The organism is Thalassobacter sp. (assembly GCF_982993085.1).
The window spans coordinates 22569-40179 of the sequence record NZ_CEZFMW010000005.1; the positions used below are offsets into that span (position 1 = coordinate 22569).

The window sequence follows — 17611 nt, forward strand, 5'->3', positions numbered from 1 at the left end:
ACATGCGTGCACTCCAAATCGCAGCCACGGGCATGAGCGCCCAGCAGACACGAGTTGAGGTGATTTCCAACAACCTCGCGAATATGAATACCACTGGTTACAACGCCCGGCGGGCTGAATTTGCGGACCTGCATTATCAACAGGTGACGCGCGCGGGTTCTATTGCCGCGTCCGACGGGACAGTTGTGCCTGCGGGGGTGCAGCTGGGGCTGGGGGTGCGGCCGACCGCCGTGACGATGAACGTGAGCCAAGGGGCGCTGTCCGCGACGGGCGGTGATCTGGACCTCGCGATCGAAGGCAAAGGCTACATTGAGGTGACGTTGCCCTCGGGCGTGTCGGGGTTCACCCGTGATGGCGCGCTTAAGATGACGGGCGATGGCCAATTGGTCACGAGCGATGGCTATCCTGTTGTGCCCGATATCACGGTGCCCGAAGATACGCAGTCGCTGTCCATAAACCCTGAGGGTGAGATTTATGCCTATTTCAACGACCGGACCGAGCCGGAACTTTTGGGGCAGCTGACGCTCTCGGGGTTTTCGAATGAAAAGGGTCTAGAGGCGATTGGCGGTAACTTGTTCCGCGAGACTGGGGCGTCTGGGGCGCCATTGGTTGGGACGCCCGGTGAGAACGGGTTGGGGTCCTTTCGCCAAGGCTATCTTGAGGACAGTTCTGTGGATGCGGTGAAAGAAGTCACTGACCTGATCGAGGCGCAGCGTGGGTATGAGTTGAACGCCAAGGTTATCACGGCGGCGGACCAAATGCTTAGCGCGACAACGCAAATCCGGTGATGTCATGAAACTAATTCTAACGATTTTTCTTTTGTTGTTTCCCGCCGCGGTCCGTGCGGACGCCGTGTTGGCGGCAATGACCATTCGCAGTGGGACGATCCTGACGGCGGATCACCTAAGCCTCAGCGAGATGACGTTGCCCGGTGCGGCCACCGACCCCAAGGCGCTGATTGGGATGGAGGCGCGGGTGAACCTGTATGCAAACCGGCCCATTCGTCCCGAAGACGTCGGACGCCCCACTTTGGTCGAGCGCAACGCAATCGTGCCGCTGGTTTTCAACGCAGGTGGCTTGCTGATCATGACCGAAGGGCGCGCGCTGGGCGCCGCAGGAGTTGGTGAGACTTTGCGCATTATGAACCTTGCCTCTCGATCCACTGTTTTCGGCACTGTGACGTCCGATGGCTCCGTCATCGTAAACCCCAACAGATTTTAATTGGACCTTCCCATGCTTTTAAAACGTTCCCTTCTTATTCTGTGTGCATTGTCCCTAACTGCCTGTGATCGCCTGTCTGAGGTTGGCAAAGCGCCAGAGTTCACGCCTATCACTGGCGGTTATGAGCACCATGCCATGGTCAGCAACAGCTTTCCCGAGATGGCGGAGCAAAGGCCGGGTGTGCAGCGGGCCTCGCTTTGGTCGGGGGATCGGCAGTCGCTATTGGGGGATCGCCGGGCCAGCCGTCGGGGCGATATCATGACCGTGGTGATCGAGATCAATGATCAGGCGGAGATTTCAAACAGTACGGATCGGTCCCGCTCTGGTTCGGAGGCAATGGCTATCCCTCAGTTCCTTGGTCTGCCGCAGTTGATTGATCGGCAGCTGCCGGGTGACGCGACCCTTGGCAATGGCGTGAACGCGAGCGGATCCAGCTCATCTTCGGGCGATGGGTCTGTGCGGCGCAACGAAAAACTGACCCTGCGTGTGGCTGCTACGGTGGTTGATGTTCTGCCCAATGGGGTGGCCCGGATCGAGGGGTCGCAGGAGGTGCGGGTTAACTTTGAAGTCCGTGAGTTACTGGTGAGCGGATTTGTGCGGCCTGAGGATATCTCACGGCAGAATGAGATCACCTACGACAAGATCGCATCTGCGCGCATTTCATATGGTGGACGTGGGCAAATCTCTGACATGCAGCAGCCGCGCTATGGTCAGCAGGTTGCCGATATTCTCCTGCCCTTCTGAGGTCTGAAGTAATGAAACTCATTCTTCCCCTTTTGCTGGTGGTCCTTGGTGTCGGGGGCGGTGCGGCTGCTGGATTTTTCCTAAAGCCCGCCCCGGTTGAGGTGGTCGATGATGACGGCACGCATGATTGCCTGCCGTCTGAGACCGCTCAGCCGCTTAAGGCTGTAGAGGCTAAGACCTCCTCAGAGCTGGAGTACGTTAAACTTAACAATCAGTTCGTCATTCCGGTGTTGAAATCTGGCCGGGTTGCGGCGTTGGTCATCCTATCACTGAGCGTTGAGGTGAGCGGCGATCAGGATGCGACAGTCTATGAGCGTGAACCCAAACTGCGTGATTTGTTCAACGAAGTGCTGTTCTTCCATGCCAACACGGGTGGCTTTGATGGTGTCTTTACGGATTTCAGCAAGATGGAAACACTGCGCAAGGGCCTATCAGAGGCTGCGCATAAGGCGCTGGGCGGGTCGCATGTTGGGGTGCTGATTACGGATATTGTGCGTCAGGACGCATAGGGCTTGAGGTCGTTCGCGGTGAATACAAATGCTTTGCCAAATCCGCCGTTCAGGAACGCGTCGTCGAGTTCAAAGTGGAACGCGGTAAAGTCGGTGAAATCGAAATAGAGCCCTGATTTGGGTAGGAGCGTTAACCATGCGTCCCGGATGGTGGATTTATCCACCGGCTTGGGCTGGGCGTGCAGAGTGATCCGCGGTGCCGTCAATGCGTCACCTTTCGCTGCCGGCTCACCCACCAATAGGGCGCACTTAGCGCCAGATTGCAGGGCCGGTGTGTGCAACGATAGCTCCGACACCAGTGTTACGATGCCGTGGCGTGGCAGGCTGAGAAGCGCAATTCGGCTGGCCGATGGTGCTGCGCGCTGGGGGTCTAGGTAGGACAACACGCCATGCCGCATGTCCGTAAGCAACCTGTCCATGGTTGCGCGGGCATCGTCATTAACTGGGCGGAACGGATCGGTCATATGATCAAGATGGGTCACCGCTGCATCGCGGGCAAGCCGCAAACGTCTGATGCAAATCAAAGATGTCACTTTGGGGTCGATTATTGTGAGGTGAGTAGAAAGAGGGATTGATCATGTACTCCAATATTCTTGTTCCGATCGCGTTTGACGATGAACGTGATGTTTCGCAGGCCCTGAACGTGGCGCGCAAACTGCTTGATCAGGGTGGCAAGATCACGGCGATTCATGTTCGTGAGCATCTGCCGTCTTATGCGACAGAATACCTGACCAAAGAGCAGATGGAGGGCAACCGGGCGCAATTGATGAATGGATTGCTCGAAAAAACCGGTAATAGCCCGGATATTGATGTGGTTGTGGTTGAAGGCCGCTCTGGTCACAGAATTCTGGAAGAGGCGGAGCGTCGTGAGGTGGATTTGATCGTGATCGCCTCGCATTGCCCCTCGGTGCAGGATTATTTCCTAGGCTCCACCGCTGCGCGCGTGGTTCGGCACGCGAAATGTTGTGTGCATGTGGTGCGGTAGAGCGCTGTGATGGATCATCCAAACCTCTGGGCTTGAGCCGCCCTGACACCGCGCCTAAGCTCTGCCCGGATAGGGGAGGCGCAGATGGCAACGGGTACAAATATTCGCACATATTTTGAGGGCCGCTGGCATGACGGGGATGTGCCCATTATGCGCGCTGCGGATCACGGGATGTGGCTCGGATCGAGCGTGTTTGACGGTGCGCGGCGGTTTGAGGGGCGCGTGCCCGACCTTGCGGCGCATTGCGAGCGGGTCAATCGATCCGCTGAAGCGTTGATGATCACGCCCACCGTTTCCCCCGAAGATATGGTGCAGATCGTAGGGGAAGGCTTAAAATCCTACGGTCCCAATGACTCTGTTTATATCCGGCCGATGTATTGGGCATTGGAGGGCGGGCCGTTGGGTGTTTTGCCCAAAATGGGTGCCACGGGGTTTGCGATCTGCCTTGAGCAGATTCCAATGGCGCCGCAGGACACGACCACGACCCTGACCACCACACAATTCCGGCGTCCCGTCCTTGAGGACGCTGTGTGCAACGCAAAGGCAGGCTGTCTGTATCCCAACAACGCACGCATGTTGGCAGAAGCCACGCGCAAGGGTTTTGGCAATGCGCTGGTCGCGGATGCCATGGGCAATGTCGCCGAAACGGCAACCTCAAACGTGTTTATGGTGCGCGACGGCGAGGTGTTTACCCCCATCCCCAATGGGACGTTTTTGGCGGGTATCACGCGGGCGCGGCACATGGATAATCTGCGTCGTGATGGGGTTAACGTGCATGAATGCGTGCTTAGCTTTGATGATTTTCGCAGCGCGGATGAGGTATTTTTGACTGGCAATATGACCAAAATCACACCGGTTACGGCCTTTGATGACGTCCAGTATCAAGTCGGCCCCATCGCGCGGCGCGCCCGTGAGTTGTACTGGGATTGGGCGCTAAGCGAGGCCTAGTCCGCGTATTTGCCATTGCCAGTGATGGCCGGAGCGGGCACAGTCCGAACCGATCAATCGGGAGGATCCGATGCGCAAGTTTCTTGTTGTGCTCGACGACAGCCGCGAATGTTTGAATGCGATCCGCTTTGCCGCGATGCGCGCCGCCAATACGGGGGGCGGGGTTGAAGTGCTGGCCGTGATCCCACCCGAGGAATTCAATCACTGGATCGGCGTTGGCGATATCATGCGCCAAGAAGCGCGTGAACGTATCGAGGCGCATTTTGAAGTGTTCGCCAAATGGATGCGGGACCGTCAAAATATTGATCCCGAGCTGGTGATCCGCGAAGGTGAAGTCTTTGATGAGATCCTCGCGCAGGTGAAGGCCGACAAGGAGATCGGGGTCCTCGTGTTGGGGGCTGGTATCGACAAAAATGGTCCGGGTCCGCTGGTGACACAACTGACGCGCATTGCGGGTAATCTGCCCATTCCTGTGACAATTGTCCCCGGTGAGATGTCAAAAGAACAGCTTGAGGCTGTGACCTAGATTAGAATCGTTCCAATTATCTTGACCTTTTGCCTTTGGATTTGCATATAAGAAGTCCAATCGAAGGAAGCTGCCCATGTTTATCCAAACGGAATCGACGCCAAACCCTGCGACCTTGAAATTCCTGCCCGGTCAGCCCGTGATGGACGTGGGCACTGCGGATTTCACCACTGCTGAGGCGGCTCAGACCTCTCCGCTCGCGACACGTTTGTTCGGGGTTGAAGGTGTGACCGGTGTGTTTTTTGGTACGGATTTCGTGACCGTGACCAAGGACGAACCCGTTGAGTGGGACCATATCAAACCCTCCGTTCTGGGTGCGATCATGGAACATTATCAATCCGGCGCGCCCATCATGGAAGGCGATGCAGGTTCGGGCCACACAGATGTGGATCATGGCGAAGACACCGTCATTGTCGGCCAGATCAAAGAATTGTTGGACACCCGCGTGCGTCCAGCAGTGGCCCAAGATGGTGGTGATATTACGTTCCACGGCTTTGACCGGGGTGTTGTTTATCTGCACATGAAAGGTGCTTGTGCTGGCTGCCCGTCGTCGACCCTAACGCTCAAGATGGGGATCGAGAACTTGTTGCGCCACTACATCCCAGAGGTGCTGGAGGTCCGGCCTGTTGCCGTCTGACCTTCTTGTTTTAGGCTTTGACACGTCGGCCGCGCATTGCGCGGCCGCTTTGCTTTGCGGTGACCGTGTCGTGGCTTCAACCCACGAGGATATGGGCCGCGGACAGGCGGAGCGCTTGATGCCCCTGCTTGAAGATGTCCTTGCAAAGGGCGGTGCCACATGGGCCGAACTTGCTGCCATTGGTGTAGGGACCGGCCCTGGAAACTTTACCGGTATTCGCATTTCTGTCGCGGCGGCGCGTGGGCTTGCGCTGGGTCTTGGGTGTCCTGCGATTGGGGTGAACGGATTTGATGCGTTGGCACACGGCGCCTGCGATTTGCCAGCATTGTGCGCCGTTGTTGCCCCGCGTGATCACCTGTATTTGGGCCCTGACGGTGATCTGCCTGCACGGCTTGTCCCAGTTGGAGATGCCGCGGACCGGACCGTTATTTGCGCGACTGATACCGCGGCCATGTCCGCGGCTGGTGTGCGGGTTGTCGCGCCTGCGTATTCCATTGCTGAAGCGACGGCGCGGGTTGCAATGACGCGGATTGGGCAGGACGTATCGCGCCCGGTGCCACTGTATATTCGTCCGGCGGATGCTGCGCCTTCGCGCGAGGCGGCCCCCGTTATTTTGCCATAATGATGATGACGCCAGAGGATATGGCAGCCTTGCACGCGCGGTGTTTTCAGGTCGCTCCGCGTCCGTGGTCTGCACAGGAATTTGCGTGCTACGCGCAGGACGCGAATGCTTTGTTTCACTGCGTGGAGGGTGGCTTTGGCGTGGTGCGGGTGATCGCCGATGAGGCTGAATTGCTGACGCTTGCAGTTGATCCAACGCTACGGCGGCAGGGTTTGGGCGACGCGTTGGTGCAGGGCCTTTGTGTTGGGGCAAAGACTGCGGGCGCGCAGGACATGTTTCTTGAGGTTGCCGCTGACAATGCTGCGGCCTGTGCGCTTTATATCAAACATGGGTTCGTGCAGGTTGGTCGCCGCCCCGCCTATTATGCGGGCACCGATGCTTTGGTTCTGCGCCGGGCGATGTAACGGCACGTCGTTGGCGAAATTGGTCAAAAAGCAGTTGACCCTTCGCGGTTGCTGCGGCCTTATTCTGCGCATGCTCGCGAGGGGTGGCGCTCGTCTGGTTGCGCCCTCCGTTTGAAAACCTGGGAGAGACACATGAACCTTAAGCAGAAATTTCTTGGCGCTGCTGCCATGCTTGCACTCACGGCGGGTGCCGCTGCTGCAGAGCCGGGCCTGATCATCGATCTGGGCGGTAAGTTCGACAAGTCCTTCAACGAAAGCGCGTTTAATGGCGCACAGCGTTGGGTGGCAGAGACCGGCGGCGAATACGTCGAAACCGAGCTTGCGAATGAGGCTCAGCGTGAGCAGACCATGCGCCGGATGGCCGAGCGTGGCGCCAACCCAATCGTTGTGTTGGGCTTTGCGAATGCCTCTGCGTTGAGCGAAGTGGCGCCTGATTACCCCGACACCAACTTTGCGATCATTGACGTTGATTGGCTGGGTGACCTGCCAAACGTGCGCCAAATCGCGTTTTCCGAGCACGAGGGATCGTATCTTGTGGGTATGATGGCGGCCAAAGCGTCTGAGACCGGGACGGTTTCGTTTGTCGGCGGCATGGATGTTCCGTTGATCCGGAAATTTGCCTGTGGCTACGCGCAAGGTGTTCTGGCCGCAAATCCCGAAGCAACCGTAATCGCCAACATGACCGGGACCACGCCGACCGCGTGGAATGACCCGGTGCGTGGTGCAGAACTGACCCGCAGTCAGATCAGCCAGGGCGCAGACGTAGTCTATGCGGCGGCGGGCGGCACCGGTATCGGTGTGCTTCAGGCGGCTGCGGATGAGGACATCCTGTCCATCGGTGTCGATAGCAACCAAAACTTCCTGCACCCCGGTGAAGTTCTGACATCCATGCTTAAGCGTGTGGATAATGCCGTTTATGATGTGTTCTCCGCCGGTGCCGATGGCTTTGAGGCTGGTGTGGTGCGGATGGACCTGTCCAACCGCGGCGTCGGCATCGCGCTGGATGGCTTCAACGAAGCCATCGTGCCGTTTTCCATGCTGTCAGAGGTTTATGCGGCCGCTGATCAGATCGTGAGCGGTGATTTGACCGTGCATGACTACACCAGCGATGACAGCTGCCCCGTTTTGACGTTCTGATAGGGCATGTCTGACGTGCAAACTCTTCAACAGGGGCGGTCCGACGGGGCCGCCCTTGCTATTGAATTGAGAGGGATTTCCAAGTCTTTTGGGCCTGTTCAGGCCAACAAGGATATCTCAATTCAGGTCGCAAAAGGTACGATCCACGGGATTATTGGCGAAAACGGTGCGGGTAAATCCACGCTGATGTCGATCCTGTATGGGTTCTACAAAGCCGATGCAGGCGAGATTTTTGTAGGCGGTCAAAAGACCGCAATCCCTGATAGTCAGGCGGCGATTGCTGCGGGCATCGGGATGGTGTTCCAGCACTTTAAACTGGTTGAGAATTTCACAGTTTTGGAAAACGTGATCCTTGGTGCCGAGGAGGGCGGATTGCTGAAGCCGTCCCTTGGCAAGGCGCGCAAACTGTTGGCCCAGTTGGCCAAAGACTACGAGATGGACGTAAACCCCGACGCTGTGATTGAGGACCTTTCTGTCGGTCTGCACCAGCGGGTCGAAATCCTGAAGGCGCTGTACCGGCAGGCTGATATCTTGATTTTGGATGAGCCAACGGGTGTTCTAACCCCGTCTGAAGCAGATCATTTGTTTCGTATTCTCAAGGGGCTACGGGATCAGGGCAAGACGATTATCCTGATCACCCACAAGCTACGTGAGATTATGGATATCACTGATACGGTGAGTGTGATGCGCCGTGGTGAGATGACCGCGACCGTCAAAACAAGCGACACCAGCCCCGAGCAATTGGCGGAATTGATGGTGGGGCGCAAAGTGCTTTTGCGGGTCGACAAGGTACCTGCCACTCCGGGCAAGACAGTGCTTGAGGTTGAAAACCTACGAGTGCGCGACGCTCAGGGGGTTGAGCGGCTTAAGGGTGTGAGTTTGGATATCCGCGCTGGTGAGGTTCTGGGCATCGCGGGGGTGGCTGGCAATGGTCAGTCCGAGCTGCTGGAGGTGCTGGGCGGGTATGCCACTGGCGACGGCGTCGTTCGGTTGAATGGACAGGCGATCGATCTTTCTGGGCGGTATTCCGATGGTCGGTCGCGCCGTGCGAGCGGTATCGCGCATGTGCCCGAGGATCGACAGCGCGAGGGCCTGATCATGGACTACCACGCGTGGGAAAACACCGGCTTTGGGTACCATCACGATCCTGCGTACAGCAGTGGTATTTTCATGAATAACCGTGCGTTAAAGCAAGATACCGTCGAAAAGATGGAGCGGTTTGACGTGCGCCCGCCCAACCCGAACTTGCAGGCCAAAAGCTTTTCTGGTGGCAATCAGCAGAAGATCGTTGTCGCCCGTGAGATCGAGCGCAACCCTGACCTTTTGCTAATCGGGCAGCCGACGCGGGGCGTGGATATCGGGGCGATTGAGTTCATTCACAAGCAGATCGTGGCCCTGCGCGATGCGGGCAAGGCGGTGCTTTTGGTGTCGGTCGAGTTGGATGAAATCATGGCCCTGTCAGACCGCATTGCAGTGATGTTTGATGGCCAGATTATGGGTGAACGCCTACCGTCCGAGACCAATGAGACAGAGCTTGGCTTGTTGATGGCTGGCGTCAAGCAGGGAGCTTCATGATGCCAAAGTGGGTTGATATCCTTTTGATTCCGTTGATCAATTTGGCTTTGGCGTTGTTTGTCTCTGGTCTGGTCGTCGCCTATATCGGCGAGAATCCGTTTGAGGCTGTGGCGATCCTTGTGAAGGGGGCTGTTGGGTCCCCCTATGGCTGGGGCTACACGCTGTATTACACGACCAATTTCATCTTTACCGGCTTGGCCGTCGCCGTGGCATTTCATGCGCGATTGTTCAATATCGGGGGCGAAGGGCAGGCGGGTCTTGGCGGGCTTGGCGTGGCGTTGGTCTTGCTGGCTTTGCCTTGGCCGCACTGGTCCATCGCGCTTTTGGCGGCAATGATGGGGGCCATGGCGTTCGGCGCGTTTTGGGCTGCGATCCCGGCCTACTTGTTGGCCAAGCGGGGCAGTCACATTGTCATCACCACGATTATGTTCAACTTCATTGCCTCTGCGTTACTGGTCTATTTGTTGGTTAATGTGATCAAGGTCCAAGGATCGATGTCGCCCGAAACTGCGCGGTTTGGTGTGTCGCTGCCCAATGCAAACGACGTGCTGCCGTGGGTGGGATTCCCCCGGTCGACACCATTGAACGTTACATTCGTTGTGGCATTGCTGGCCTGCGTTGCCGTGTGGGTTTTGATCTGGCGCACGCGACTGGGCTATGAAATTCGCGCCTATGGACATTCGGAGCCGGCGGCCTTGTATGCTGGTATTTCGCCGGTTCGGATCATCATGGTGACGATGCTTATTTCGGGCGGATTGTCTGGGTTGATGGCCATAAATGCCGTCATGGGAGAGGCCGAACGGCTGGTCCTGGACCCTGTGCAAGGTGCAGGATTTGTGGGCATCGCAGTGGCGCTGATGGGCCGTTCGCACCCTGTTGGTGTGTTCCTAGCGGCGCTATTGTTTGGGATGCTATATCAGGGTGGCGCAGAGTTGGAATTTGAACGCCCCGCAATTACCCGAGAGATGATTGTGGTCATTCAGGCTTTGGTCATTTTGTTTACCGGCGCGCTCGACAATATGGTGCGCTCTCCGGTTGAGCGGTTCTTTGTGAACCTGAACAAGAGGGCCGCATGATGGATCTGCTTGGAGTGCTGCAAATCTTGGACAGCACGGTGCGCATGGCGACACCTTTGCTCTTGGCGTGTCTTGCTGGATTGTTCTCGGAACGGGCCGGCATTTTTGACATCGGGCTTGAGGGCAAGATGCTCATGGCCGCGTTCTTTGCCGCGGCTTTTGCGGCCTTTACGGGCAACGTTTGGATCGGGCTGTTGGCTGCTGTCGTGGCCTCTCTGGCCTTATCGTTGTTGCACGGCTTGGCGTCGATCACCTTCCGGGGGAACCAGTTGATCTCGGGCGTGGCGATCAACTTCTTGGCGGCAGGTGTGACGGTTGTGATCGGGCAGGCGTGGTTTGATCTAGGCGGACGGACGCCAGCCCTAGAAGGGGCGGGGCGGTTCCAAGAGGTCACTCTCCCCTTTGCCGATGCCTTGGCGCCCGTGCCCGTTTTGGGGCCCATCTATGCCGAGTTGATATCAGGGCATTCGCCTCTTGTTTACGTGGCTCTTTTGTTTGTGCCTCTTAGCTGGTGGGTATTGTTTCGAACGCGGTTTGGCCTGCGTCTACGAGCAGTGGGCGAAAACCCAGCAGCGGTGGATACAGCGGGCGTGTCGGTTGTTGCGTTGCGGTTCTACGCAGTTGGTATTTGCGGCGTTTTGTGCGGGATTGCAGGGGCTTATCTGGCGACCGGCCTTGCGGCGGGGTTCGTTAAGGACATGTCGGCTGGGCGCGGGTTCATCGCGCTTGCGGCGTTGATCTTTGCGAAATGGCGGCCGTGGTACGCGCTTTATGCGTGCCTGCTGTTTGGTTTCCTTGAGGCTATCGGGAACCGTTTCCAATCGATCGAATTGCTTGGCATCGCTGTGCCGTCACAGTTCATGCAGGCGTTGCCTTATATCCTCACGGTCGTGATCCTTGCGGGTTTTGTGGGCAAGGCGATCCCGCCCCGTGCGGGAGGGGAGCCCTATGTCAAAGAACGCTGAGGCCCTGGCCGCCCGGATCCGTACGATTGCGGGTGATGCCCCGGTGCGCTTTGGGTTGATCCTTGGCTCTGGTCTTGGGCATTTGGCTCAGGCTGTGAATGGGGTCAGCATCCCGTATGCTGACCTAAAGGGCTTTCCCCATGCTGGTGTGTCTGGTCACACGCCGCACCTTGTGATCGGTGAGCTGGAGGGTCAGCGCGTGGCGATCTTTGGTGGCCGTGCGCATTACTATGAAAATGGGCGTGGCGACGCGATGCGCTTGCCGCTGGAGGTCTTGAGCGCACTTGGTGCAGAGGCCGTTTTACTGACGAACGCAGCAGGGTCACTTCATCCTGATATTGATCCAGGTGACATTATGCTGCTGTCGGATCACATTAACTTTTCAGGGCTGAACCCGTTAATAGGTGAACCGACCGACGCGCGCTTTGTGCCTATGACCGATGCCCATGATGCGACGCTACGGGCGCAGTTAAGGACGGCGGCGCAGGCCCAAGAGGTTGATTTGGCCGAAGGCGTGTACGCCTGGTATTCCGGCCCCTCATTTGAGACGCCTGCCGAGATTAGAGCCATCCGTACGCTTGGCGCTGATGCGGTTGGTATGTCGACGGTGCCTGAAGTGATCCTTGCACGGTTTTTGGGGCTGCGAGTGGCCGCGATCTCGACGATCACGAACAAAGCCGCTGGATTATCGGATGAGAACATCAGCCACGAGCATACCAAGGCGATGGCACCGCTTGGTGCGGCCAAGTTGGAAAAAGTTCTTCGACAGTTTTTGCGCGATCTTTAGGTCCAGTTTCTGCGGGCCCATCGTGCCACTTTCGAAATTGAGGCGCTGCGTCTCATTTTACCGGTCGTTGGGTTTGCTTTTCATCCGCTAATCGGCTTTTAAGGGGAAAAGCCACGCTTGGTGGACCCAGCTAATGCAAATTTACCTCCCAATTGCCGAAGTTTCGGTGAACGCCTTCCTCCTTTTAGGATTGGGAGGGATCGTTGGGGTGTTGTCCGGCATGTTCGGCGTGGGCGGCGGGTTCCTTATGACGCCGCTGCTGTTTTTCATTGGCATTCCGCCTGCTGTGGCCGTCGCGACTGAGGCGAACCAGATTGTTGCCTCGTCCTTTTCCGGGGTTTTGGCGCACCTGAAGCGACAGACTGTCGACCTCCGAATGGGGGGGGTCTTGCTGGTCGGGGGTCTTGTGGGTGCTGCCGTCGGGGTCCAAGTTTTCACGCTTTTGCGTGAAATGGGGCAAGTCGATCTGCTGGTTAAGCTGTGTTACGTGGTCTTCTTGGGGCTGATCGGTGGCTTGATGTTCATCGAAAGCTTGCGTGCGATCCGACGGTCTCGGGCGTCGGGGACGACCAAGGTGATCCGCAAACAGCGCACTTGGATTCACGCGCTGCCGTTCAAGATGAAGTTCCGGACATCGGGTCTTTATATCTCGGTTATTCCGCCGCTTGTTGTGGGCGTCTTGGTCGGAATTTTGGCCGCGATCATGGGTGTTGGCGGTGGGTTCATCATGGTGCCGGCGATGATCTACATCCTTGGTATGCCAACAAAAGTTGTTGTTGGAACGTCGTTATTCCAGATCATTTTCGTGACTGCGTTCACCACGCTGCTGCACGCGACGACGAACTATACGGTTGATATGATTCTCGCGGTCTTGCTGCTGATTGGCGGCGTGATCGGCGCACAAATTGGCGCGCGGATTGGCGTGAAACTCAAGGCAGAGCAGTTGCGTATTCTGCTTGCGATCATGGTTCTTGCGGTGTGCGGCAAGCTGGCGTTGGACCTGCTGCTGACACCCGCCGAGATCTACTCAATCGGGACAGGGGGACACGGCTGATGCGCAGGCTGTTTGCCCTCCTTTGCCTGCTGCTGCCGATGCAGGCCCATGCCTTTGCGGCCGAGGATGTCGTGGCTGACCTCAGCCAAAATCGGGTGTCGATTAACACCAGTTTTGATGGCTCAGAAATTTTGGTTTTTGGCGCGGTCAAACGGTCCCGCCCGGTGCCCATTGGCACGCCTCCGCTTGAGGTTATCATCACCGTGAGTGGCCCGTCTGAGCCCGTTACCGTGCGGAAAAAAGATCGCCGTCTTGGCATTTGGGTCAACACTGAATCGGTCGATATTGATGCCGCGCCAAGCTTTTATGCGGTCGCGACGTCCGGTGCGTTTGGTGATGTCCTAACCGAGACAGAGGATCAGCGTCACAAGGTGTCCGTTGCGCGCGCCATTCGCTCTGTTGGTGCGCCCGCCTCAATTTCTGACGCGCAGTCCTTTACCGAGGCTTTAATGCGTATTCGCGCCAATGATGAGCTGTACGTGACGTCCGAAGGCTCAGTCGAGTTGGTGCAAGAAACGCTTTTTAATACAGAAATTCGGTTGCCCGCCAATCTGGTAGAAGGCGCCTATGAGACCCGGATTTTCTTGACCCGCGGGGGTGAGGTGACGGCCATTTACAATGATGTCATTGAAGTGAGCAAAGTCGGGCTGGAGCGTTTTATTTACAATCTCGCCCATGAACAGCCGTTGGTATATGGGCTGTTGTCGTTGTTCATTGCGATTGCTGCGGGTTGGATGGCCTCTGCTGTGTTTCGATTTATTCGTTAAAAATCAACAAACTCGCTCAGGCTTTATCGTCGTTAACAACATTTTAATCCTTCACCTCTACAATAGATCAACTGTCTATGGGGAAAGGTTTGATTGTTGGAAGATCACTGGCACCGATTTAAAACCCAAAACATCCTTCATAAAACGTTTATGCCTGCGTGGATCGTCTTCGTGGTCTTTTTGCTCACGCTGGCCGTGACAGAATGGCAATCTGACATCATCCATAGTCAAGCTGAGCGCGCCGAGGTTCGCGAAACAGTGGCGCAGATTCAGACCCGTATGGAAAGCATCGTGCACTCAGATGTGCAACTGTTGCGTGGTCTGGTGGCAAGCATCGCCTTGCATCCCGAAATGTCGCAAGAGGAATTTACCAGTCTTTCACGTCAAGTAATTGATAATAATAAGGATTTTTATGGTATTTCGGTGGCCGAGGATATGGTCGTCACGATGATACATCCAATCGAGCGGCACGCGAGAGTTATTGGCCTAGACTACAACGATAATCCTGATTTTCTGAGAGTTGCCATGCAGGCGCGTGATACCAGAGAAATGGTGCTTTCGGGTCCAGTAGACCTGATTGGCGGCGGGCAGGGATTTATCGCTCGCTTTCCCGTTTATGCCGAGGTTGAGGGCGGCCAAGTATTTTGGGGCATCGTCTCGGGCGTTTTGGACATTGCATTGTTGTACGAACGGTTTGGTCTGATGGACGCCGACTTGGGTGTTACCGTTGCATTGCGTGGTCGCCACGGGCTTGGGGCGAATGGTGAAGTGTTCTACGGCGATCAAGCGATCTTTGACGCGGATGCAGTTGTTAACACGATTAATTTGCCAGTTGGTACATGGCAGATGGCGGCGATCCCGCAGGCGGGTTGGACGACATCACATGTCGCGAGCTGGTGGGTGCGGGGCCCCGTTATTCTGATTGGTTTTCTGGTGCTTATTCCTACATTCTTGATGTGTAGCATTTCGCAGCAGCGCAATGTGATGGTCAAATCGCTGTCACGCACTGAACGTCAGCTGCGTGAACAGAGCCAAGAGCTAAAAAAGCTGTCCACGGTGGTTGAATCTGCGTCCGATAGCATTGTGATCAGCGATAAGTTCGGTCGCATTCAATGGGTGAATAAGGCCTTTACGGATTTGACTGGCTACAGCTTCGACGAGGCTGTTGGAAAGGCTTATGCCCAAATTCTGAATGGCCCAGAGACCAGCCGAGAGACGATTAACCAAATCCGAGAGCATTTGGCGATGGGCCAACCTTATCGGACAGAAATGCTGAACTATACCAAGGATAAGCGCCCTGTCTGGATTGAGACGTATCTGGTGCCGACGCGGAGCGAAACAGGTGAGGTGCTGTTTACCGCCGCGATTGAGCGGGACATTACCCTATCCAAGCGTCAGGAAGAAGAGTTGGCTCAGGCGAAGGATGTGGCCGAAAAGGCGACAAAGGCAAAGTCAGAATTCATCGCCACCATGAGCCACGAAATCCGTACGCCAATGAATGGGATCATCGGTATGTCTGAGTTGCTGAAGGAAACCAAGCTTCCGGCGGAGGCGCGTGGGCATGTCAAAATTGTCCATGAATCCGCTCAGTCATTGTTGGCCATCATTAACGACATTCTTGATCTATCCAGTCTTGAAGCCGGCAAGCTGGAAATTTCGCACCATGATTTTGACCTTAGAAAATGTATCGAAGGGGCTGTTGGGCTCGTGCGGGCGACGGCTCTGAATAAGGGACTGAAAATTATGGTCGAGATGTCTGATGATCTCCCGAATTTTGTGTCTGGTGATGATGGGCGTATCCGTCAGATTATGCTGAATCTCCTTGGAAATGCGGTAAAATTCACATCCGAAGGACAAATCACCTTACGTGCCAGCCGTGATGAGCAGGATCCCCATCGATTACATATTGAGGTTGAGGATACCGGGATCGGCCTCTCGGATCTGCAAATGCCTCATGTGTTTGATCGTTTTGCGCAAGCCGATGCAGGCATTGCGCGCAAATTCGGGGGCACGGGCCTTGGTTTGTCTATTGTCCGCCACTTGGTTCAGGAAATGAATGGCGAGATTTCGGTGCGTTCGACGCTGGGTAAGGGGACTTGTTTTTCCCTCACGATCAAAGTGGCGCCAGCGGTCGACGGGCCGCCTGTTGAGGTTGTGGAACGCCCAATCGATCTGAGCGTCCTGCGGGGGCTGCGCCTGCTTTTGGTCGAGGATAATGGCACAAACCGCTTTCTTATTCACCGCTTTCTTAAGGATGCACAGCTTGAAATTTGGGATGCTACAGATGGGTTGGAGGGGATTAAAGTCTTTGAACAGGTCCAGCCCGACATCGTGTTGATGGATATGTCGATGCCTAGGCTGGACGGGGTTGAGGCGACGCGCCGCATTCGCGCGATGAACCTGCCGCAACCGCCCATTATCGCCCTTACGGCCAACGCGTTTGAGAGTGACCGCGAAGCATGCCTGAACGCTGGCATGGATGACTTTCTGTCCAAGCCGCTACAGAAAAAGCAGTTGTTGGCGACGCTTATTAAATGCCTAGAACACCACGAGCGCCATGTTGATATGCCACAACAGGTGCAGGCGGTGAACTAAGGTTTAGCGCACCATCCCAACGATCTCGTAGGTTTGATTGAGAATTGGCTCAGCAAGCTCGCGCGCACGTTCCGCGCCGCGTGCAAGAATGCGGTCAATCTCGGCTGTGTCTTCCATAAGACGCCCCATCTCAGTGGAAATGGGGGCTAATTTGTCTACGGCGATCTCGGCCAAGTCTTGCTTGAAGTAGCCAAACAGTTTGCCGGCATTTGCCTCAACCACTGTGGCGGGGGTTTCTTCGGTCAAGGCCGCCCAGATGTTCACAAGGTTGCGCGCCTCTGCCCGAGCACTGAGGCCATCGAGCGTTTCGGGCAGCGGATCGGGATCGGTCTTGGCCTTTTTGATCTTTTTCGCGATTTGGTCGGCCGTATCCGTCAGGTTGATCCGAGTCATGTCGGATGGGTCCGACTTTGACATCTTTTTGGTGCCGTCGCGCAGGTTCATCACCCGTGTCGCGGCGCCTTCAATCACGGGCTCAGTGATCGGAAAGAAGTCCACGCCAAAGTCGTGGTTGAACTTTGCGGCAATGTCGCGCGTCAGCTCAAGGTGTTGTTTTTGGTCCTCACCCACGGGGACGTGTGTCGCATGATAGATCAGAATGTCTGCGGCCATCAGCGCGGGGTACGCGAATAACCCAAGGGATGCGCCTTCGGCATTTTCGCCCGCTTTGTCTTTCCACTGAGTCATTCGACCCATCCAACCCATGCGTGCCACGCAATTGAAGATCCAAGCCAATTGCGCGTGCTCGGGAACTTGCGATTGGTTGAACAGGATTGATTTCTCAGGGTCGATGCCGCTGGCGATAAAGCCTGCACACAATTCCCGCGTGTTGTGGCGCAATGCGGCGGGATCGTTCAGCACGGTCGTGATCGCGTGCAGATCGACCATGCAATAGACCGTCTCGAACGAGCCTTCGTTTTGCATATCCACGAACCGCTTCATCGCGCCCAGATAATTGCCTAGCGTCAAACCGCCCGACGGTTGGATGCCGGAAAAAACGCGCTTGGTGAACTGGGCTTCGGACATGGGGGCCTCATGGGAAGGATCGAGAGTGGTCCT

At 56.3% G+C, this 17611-nt stretch carries 20 protein-coding genes; 18 read left to right on the forward strand and 2 right to left on the reverse strand.

The genetic code is table 11. The features are described 5' to 3' along the window. The first annotated feature begins 2 nt into the window (after positions 1-2). From flgG to AC4GMC_RS01740, 4 genes are read left to right on the forward strand one after another with little or no spacing between them, the layout of a single operon-like run. Positions 3-788: a flagellar basal-body rod protein FlgG gene (flgG, locus tag AC4GMC_RS01725; RefSeq protein ID WP_487878165.1), complete on the forward strand. Its 786-nt coding sequence runs from the start codon at positions 3-5 to the stop codon at positions 786-788. A 4-nt stretch (positions 789-792) separates the two neighbouring features. Beyond that, positions 793-1221: a flagellar basal body P-ring formation chaperone FlgA gene (gene flgA, locus AC4GMC_RS01730; protein WP_487878164.1), complete on the forward strand. Its 429-nt coding sequence runs from the start codon at positions 793-795 to the stop codon at positions 1219-1221. A 12-nt stretch (positions 1222-1233) separates the two neighbouring features. Continuing rightward, complete coding sequence (flgH, locus tag AC4GMC_RS01735; RefSeq protein ID WP_487878163.1) at positions 1234-1965, forward strand: flagellar basal body L-ring protein FlgH; 732 nt, start codon at positions 1234-1236, stop codon at positions 1963-1965. An 11-nt stretch (positions 1966-1976) separates the two neighbouring features. Next, the gene (locus AC4GMC_RS01740) at positions 1977-2474 is read left to right on the forward strand and encodes a flagellar basal body-associated protein FliL (RefSeq protein WP_487878162.1); all 498 of its coding nucleotides are present in this window, start codon (positions 1977-1979) and stop codon (positions 2472-2474) included. On the opposite strand, the gene AC4GMC_RS01745 is transcribed toward AC4GMC_RS01740, so the two are convergent. Next, complete coding sequence (locus AC4GMC_RS01745) at positions 2462-3007, reverse strand: pyridoxamine 5-phosphate oxidase (RefSeq protein WP_487878161.1); 546 nt, start codon at positions 3005-3007, stop codon at positions 2462-2464. The genes AC4GMC_RS01740 and AC4GMC_RS01745 overlap by 13 nt on opposite strands. Before the next feature lie 44 nt (positions 3008-3051). Between AC4GMC_RS01745 and AC4GMC_RS01750 the strand changes: the two genes are divergently transcribed. The 14 genes from AC4GMC_RS01750 to AC4GMC_RS01815 all read left to right on the forward strand — a co-directional run bounded on the left by AC4GMC_RS01750 (position 3052) and on the right by AC4GMC_RS01815 (position 16552). Next, positions 3052-3459, forward strand: a complete 408-nt coding sequence (locus AC4GMC_RS01750; protein WP_487878160.1) for a universal stress protein — start codon at positions 3052-3054, stop codon at positions 3457-3459. Between the two features lie 84 nt (positions 3460-3543). Next, complete coding sequence (locus AC4GMC_RS01755; RefSeq protein ID WP_487878159.1) at positions 3544-4407, forward strand: branched-chain amino acid aminotransferase; 864 nt, start codon at positions 3544-3546, stop codon at positions 4405-4407. A gap of 70 nt (positions 4408-4477) precedes the next feature. Next, positions 4478-4933: a universal stress protein gene (locus AC4GMC_RS01760; protein WP_487878924.1), complete on the forward strand. Its 456-nt coding sequence runs from the start codon at positions 4478-4480 to the stop codon at positions 4931-4933. A 76-nt stretch (positions 4934-5009) separates the two neighbouring features. Beyond that, on the forward strand, positions 5010-5570 hold the full coding sequence (locus tag AC4GMC_RS01765; protein ID WP_487878444.1) for a NifU family protein: 561 nt from the start codon (positions 5010-5012) through the stop codon (positions 5568-5570). Then, positions 5560-6192: a tRNA (adenosine(37)-N6)-threonylcarbamoyltransferase complex dimerization subunit type 1 TsaB gene (gene tsaB, locus AC4GMC_RS01770; protein WP_487878443.1), complete on the forward strand. Its 633-nt coding sequence runs from the start codon at positions 5560-5562 to the stop codon at positions 6190-6192. The genes AC4GMC_RS01765 and tsaB overlap by 11 nt, the downstream gene beginning before the upstream one ends. Before the next feature lie 20 nt (positions 6193-6212). Next, a complete protein-coding gene (locus AC4GMC_RS01775) occupies positions 6213-6596 on the forward strand; it encodes a GNAT family N-acetyltransferase (RefSeq protein ID WP_487878442.1) in 384 nt (127 codons plus the stop codon). A gap of 132 nt (positions 6597-6728) precedes the next feature. Continuing rightward, on the forward strand, positions 6729-7733 hold the full coding sequence (locus AC4GMC_RS01780) for a BMP family lipoprotein (RefSeq protein WP_487878441.1): 1005 nt from the start codon (positions 6729-6731) through the stop codon (positions 7731-7733). Between the two features lie 6 nt (positions 7734-7739). Next, positions 7740-9308, forward strand: a complete 1569-nt coding sequence (locus AC4GMC_RS01785; protein ID WP_487878925.1) for an ABC transporter ATP-binding protein — start codon at positions 7740-7742, stop codon at positions 9306-9308. Then, complete coding sequence (locus tag AC4GMC_RS01790; protein ID WP_487877514.1) at positions 9308-10384, forward strand: ABC transporter permease; 1077 nt, start codon at positions 9308-9310, stop codon at positions 10382-10384. The genes AC4GMC_RS01785 and AC4GMC_RS01790 overlap by 1 nt, the downstream gene beginning before the upstream one ends. Further along, positions 10381-11349, forward strand: coding sequence for an ABC transporter permease (locus AC4GMC_RS01795; protein WP_487877515.1), 969 nt, complete (start codon positions 10381-10383; stop codon positions 11347-11349). The genes AC4GMC_RS01790 and AC4GMC_RS01795 overlap by 4 nt, the downstream gene beginning before the upstream one ends. After that, positions 11333-12136, forward strand: a complete 804-nt coding sequence (locus AC4GMC_RS01800) for a purine-nucleoside phosphorylase (protein WP_487877516.1) — start codon at positions 11333-11335, stop codon at positions 12134-12136. Before AC4GMC_RS01795 ends, AC4GMC_RS01800 begins: the two co-directional genes overlap by 17 nt. Before the next feature lie 133 nt (positions 12137-12269). Next, the gene (locus tag AC4GMC_RS01805) at positions 12270-13190 is read left to right on the forward strand and encodes a sulfite exporter TauE/SafE family protein (RefSeq protein ID WP_487877517.1); all 921 of its coding nucleotides are present in this window, start codon (positions 12270-12272) and stop codon (positions 13188-13190) included. Next, a complete protein-coding gene (locus tag AC4GMC_RS01810) occupies positions 13190-13957 on the forward strand; it encodes a TIGR02186 family protein (RefSeq protein ID WP_487877518.1) in 768 nt (255 codons plus the stop codon). The genes AC4GMC_RS01805 and AC4GMC_RS01810 overlap by 1 nt, the downstream gene beginning before the upstream one ends. Before the next feature lie 150 nt (positions 13958-14107). Next, positions 14108-16552, forward strand: a complete 2445-nt coding sequence (locus AC4GMC_RS01815) for an ATP-binding protein (protein ID WP_487877519.1) — start codon at positions 14108-14110, stop codon at positions 16550-16552. 3 nt (positions 16553-16555) lie between these two features. On the opposite strand, the gene trpS is transcribed toward AC4GMC_RS01815, so the two are convergent. Further along, complete coding sequence (trpS, locus tag AC4GMC_RS01820; protein ID WP_487877520.1) at positions 16556-17578, reverse strand: tryptophan--tRNA ligase; 1023 nt, start codon at positions 17576-17578, stop codon at positions 16556-16558. Positions 17579-17611: the final 33 nt, after the last annotated feature.

Excerpts from the sequence above, each read along its gene's own strand:
- AC4GMC_RS01760 (WP_487878924.1), top strand. The coding sequence starts at position 4,478 with ATGCGCAAGTTTCTTGTTGTGCTCGACGACAGCCGCGAATGTTTGAAT.
- AC4GMC_RS01780 (WP_487878441.1), top strand. The coding sequence starts at position 6,729 with ATGAACCTTAAGCAGAAATTTCTTGGCGCTGCTGCCATGCTTGCACTC.
- AC4GMC_RS01740 (WP_487878162.1), top strand. The coding sequence starts at position 1,977 with ATGAAACTCATTCTTCCCCTTTTGCTGGTGGTCCTTGGTGTCGGGGGC.
- AC4GMC_RS01750 (WP_487878160.1), top strand. The coding sequence starts at position 3,052 with ATGTACTCCAATATTCTTGTTCCGATCGCGTTTGACGATGAACGTGAT.
- AC4GMC_RS01775 (WP_487878442.1), top strand. The coding sequence starts at position 6,213 with ATGGCAGCCTTGCACGCGCGGTGTTTTCAGGTCGCTCCGCGTCCGTGG.
- AC4GMC_RS01795 (WP_487877515.1), top strand. The coding sequence starts at position 10,381 with ATGATGGATCTGCTTGGAGTGCTGCAAATCTTGGACAGCACGGTGCGC.
- AC4GMC_RS01815 (WP_487877519.1), top strand. The coding sequence starts at position 14,108 with ATGCCTGCGTGGATCGTCTTCGTGGTCTTTTTGCTCACGCTGGCCGTG.
- AC4GMC_RS01790 (WP_487877514.1), top strand. The coding sequence starts at position 9,308 with ATGCCAAAGTGGGTTGATATCCTTTTGATTCCGTTGATCAATTTGGCT.
- AC4GMC_RS01765 (WP_487878444.1), top strand. The coding sequence starts at position 5,010 with ATGTTTATCCAAACGGAATCGACGCCAAACCCTGCGACCTTGAAATTC.
- AC4GMC_RS01810 (WP_487877518.1), top strand. The coding sequence starts at position 13,190 with ATGCGCAGGCTGTTTGCCCTCCTTTGCCTGCTGCTGCCGATGCAGGCC.
- flgG (WP_487878165.1), top strand. The coding sequence starts at position 3 with ATGCGTGCACTCCAAATCGCAGCCACGGGCATGAGCGCCCAGCAGACA.
- flgH (WP_487878163.1), top strand. The coding sequence starts at position 1,234 with ATGCTTTTAAAACGTTCCCTTCTTATTCTGTGTGCATTGTCCCTAACT.
- AC4GMC_RS01755 (WP_487878159.1), top strand. The coding sequence starts at position 3,544 with ATGGCAACGGGTACAAATATTCGCACATATTTTGAGGGCCGCTGGCAT.
- trpS (WP_487877520.1), bottom strand. The coding sequence starts at position 17,578 with ATGTCCGAAGCCCAGTTCACCAAGCGCGTTTTTTCCGGCATCCAACCG.
- AC4GMC_RS01785 (WP_487878925.1), top strand. The coding sequence starts at position 7,740 with ATGTCTGACGTGCAAACTCTTCAACAGGGGCGGTCCGACGGGGCCGCC.
- AC4GMC_RS01805 (WP_487877517.1), top strand. The coding sequence starts at position 12,270 with ATGCAAATTTACCTCCCAATTGCCGAAGTTTCGGTGAACGCCTTCCTC.
- flgA (WP_487878164.1), top strand. The coding sequence starts at position 793 with ATGAAACTAATTCTAACGATTTTTCTTTTGTTGTTTCCCGCCGCGGTC.
- AC4GMC_RS01800 (WP_487877516.1), top strand. The coding sequence starts at position 11,333 with ATGTCAAAGAACGCTGAGGCCCTGGCCGCCCGGATCCGTACGATTGCG.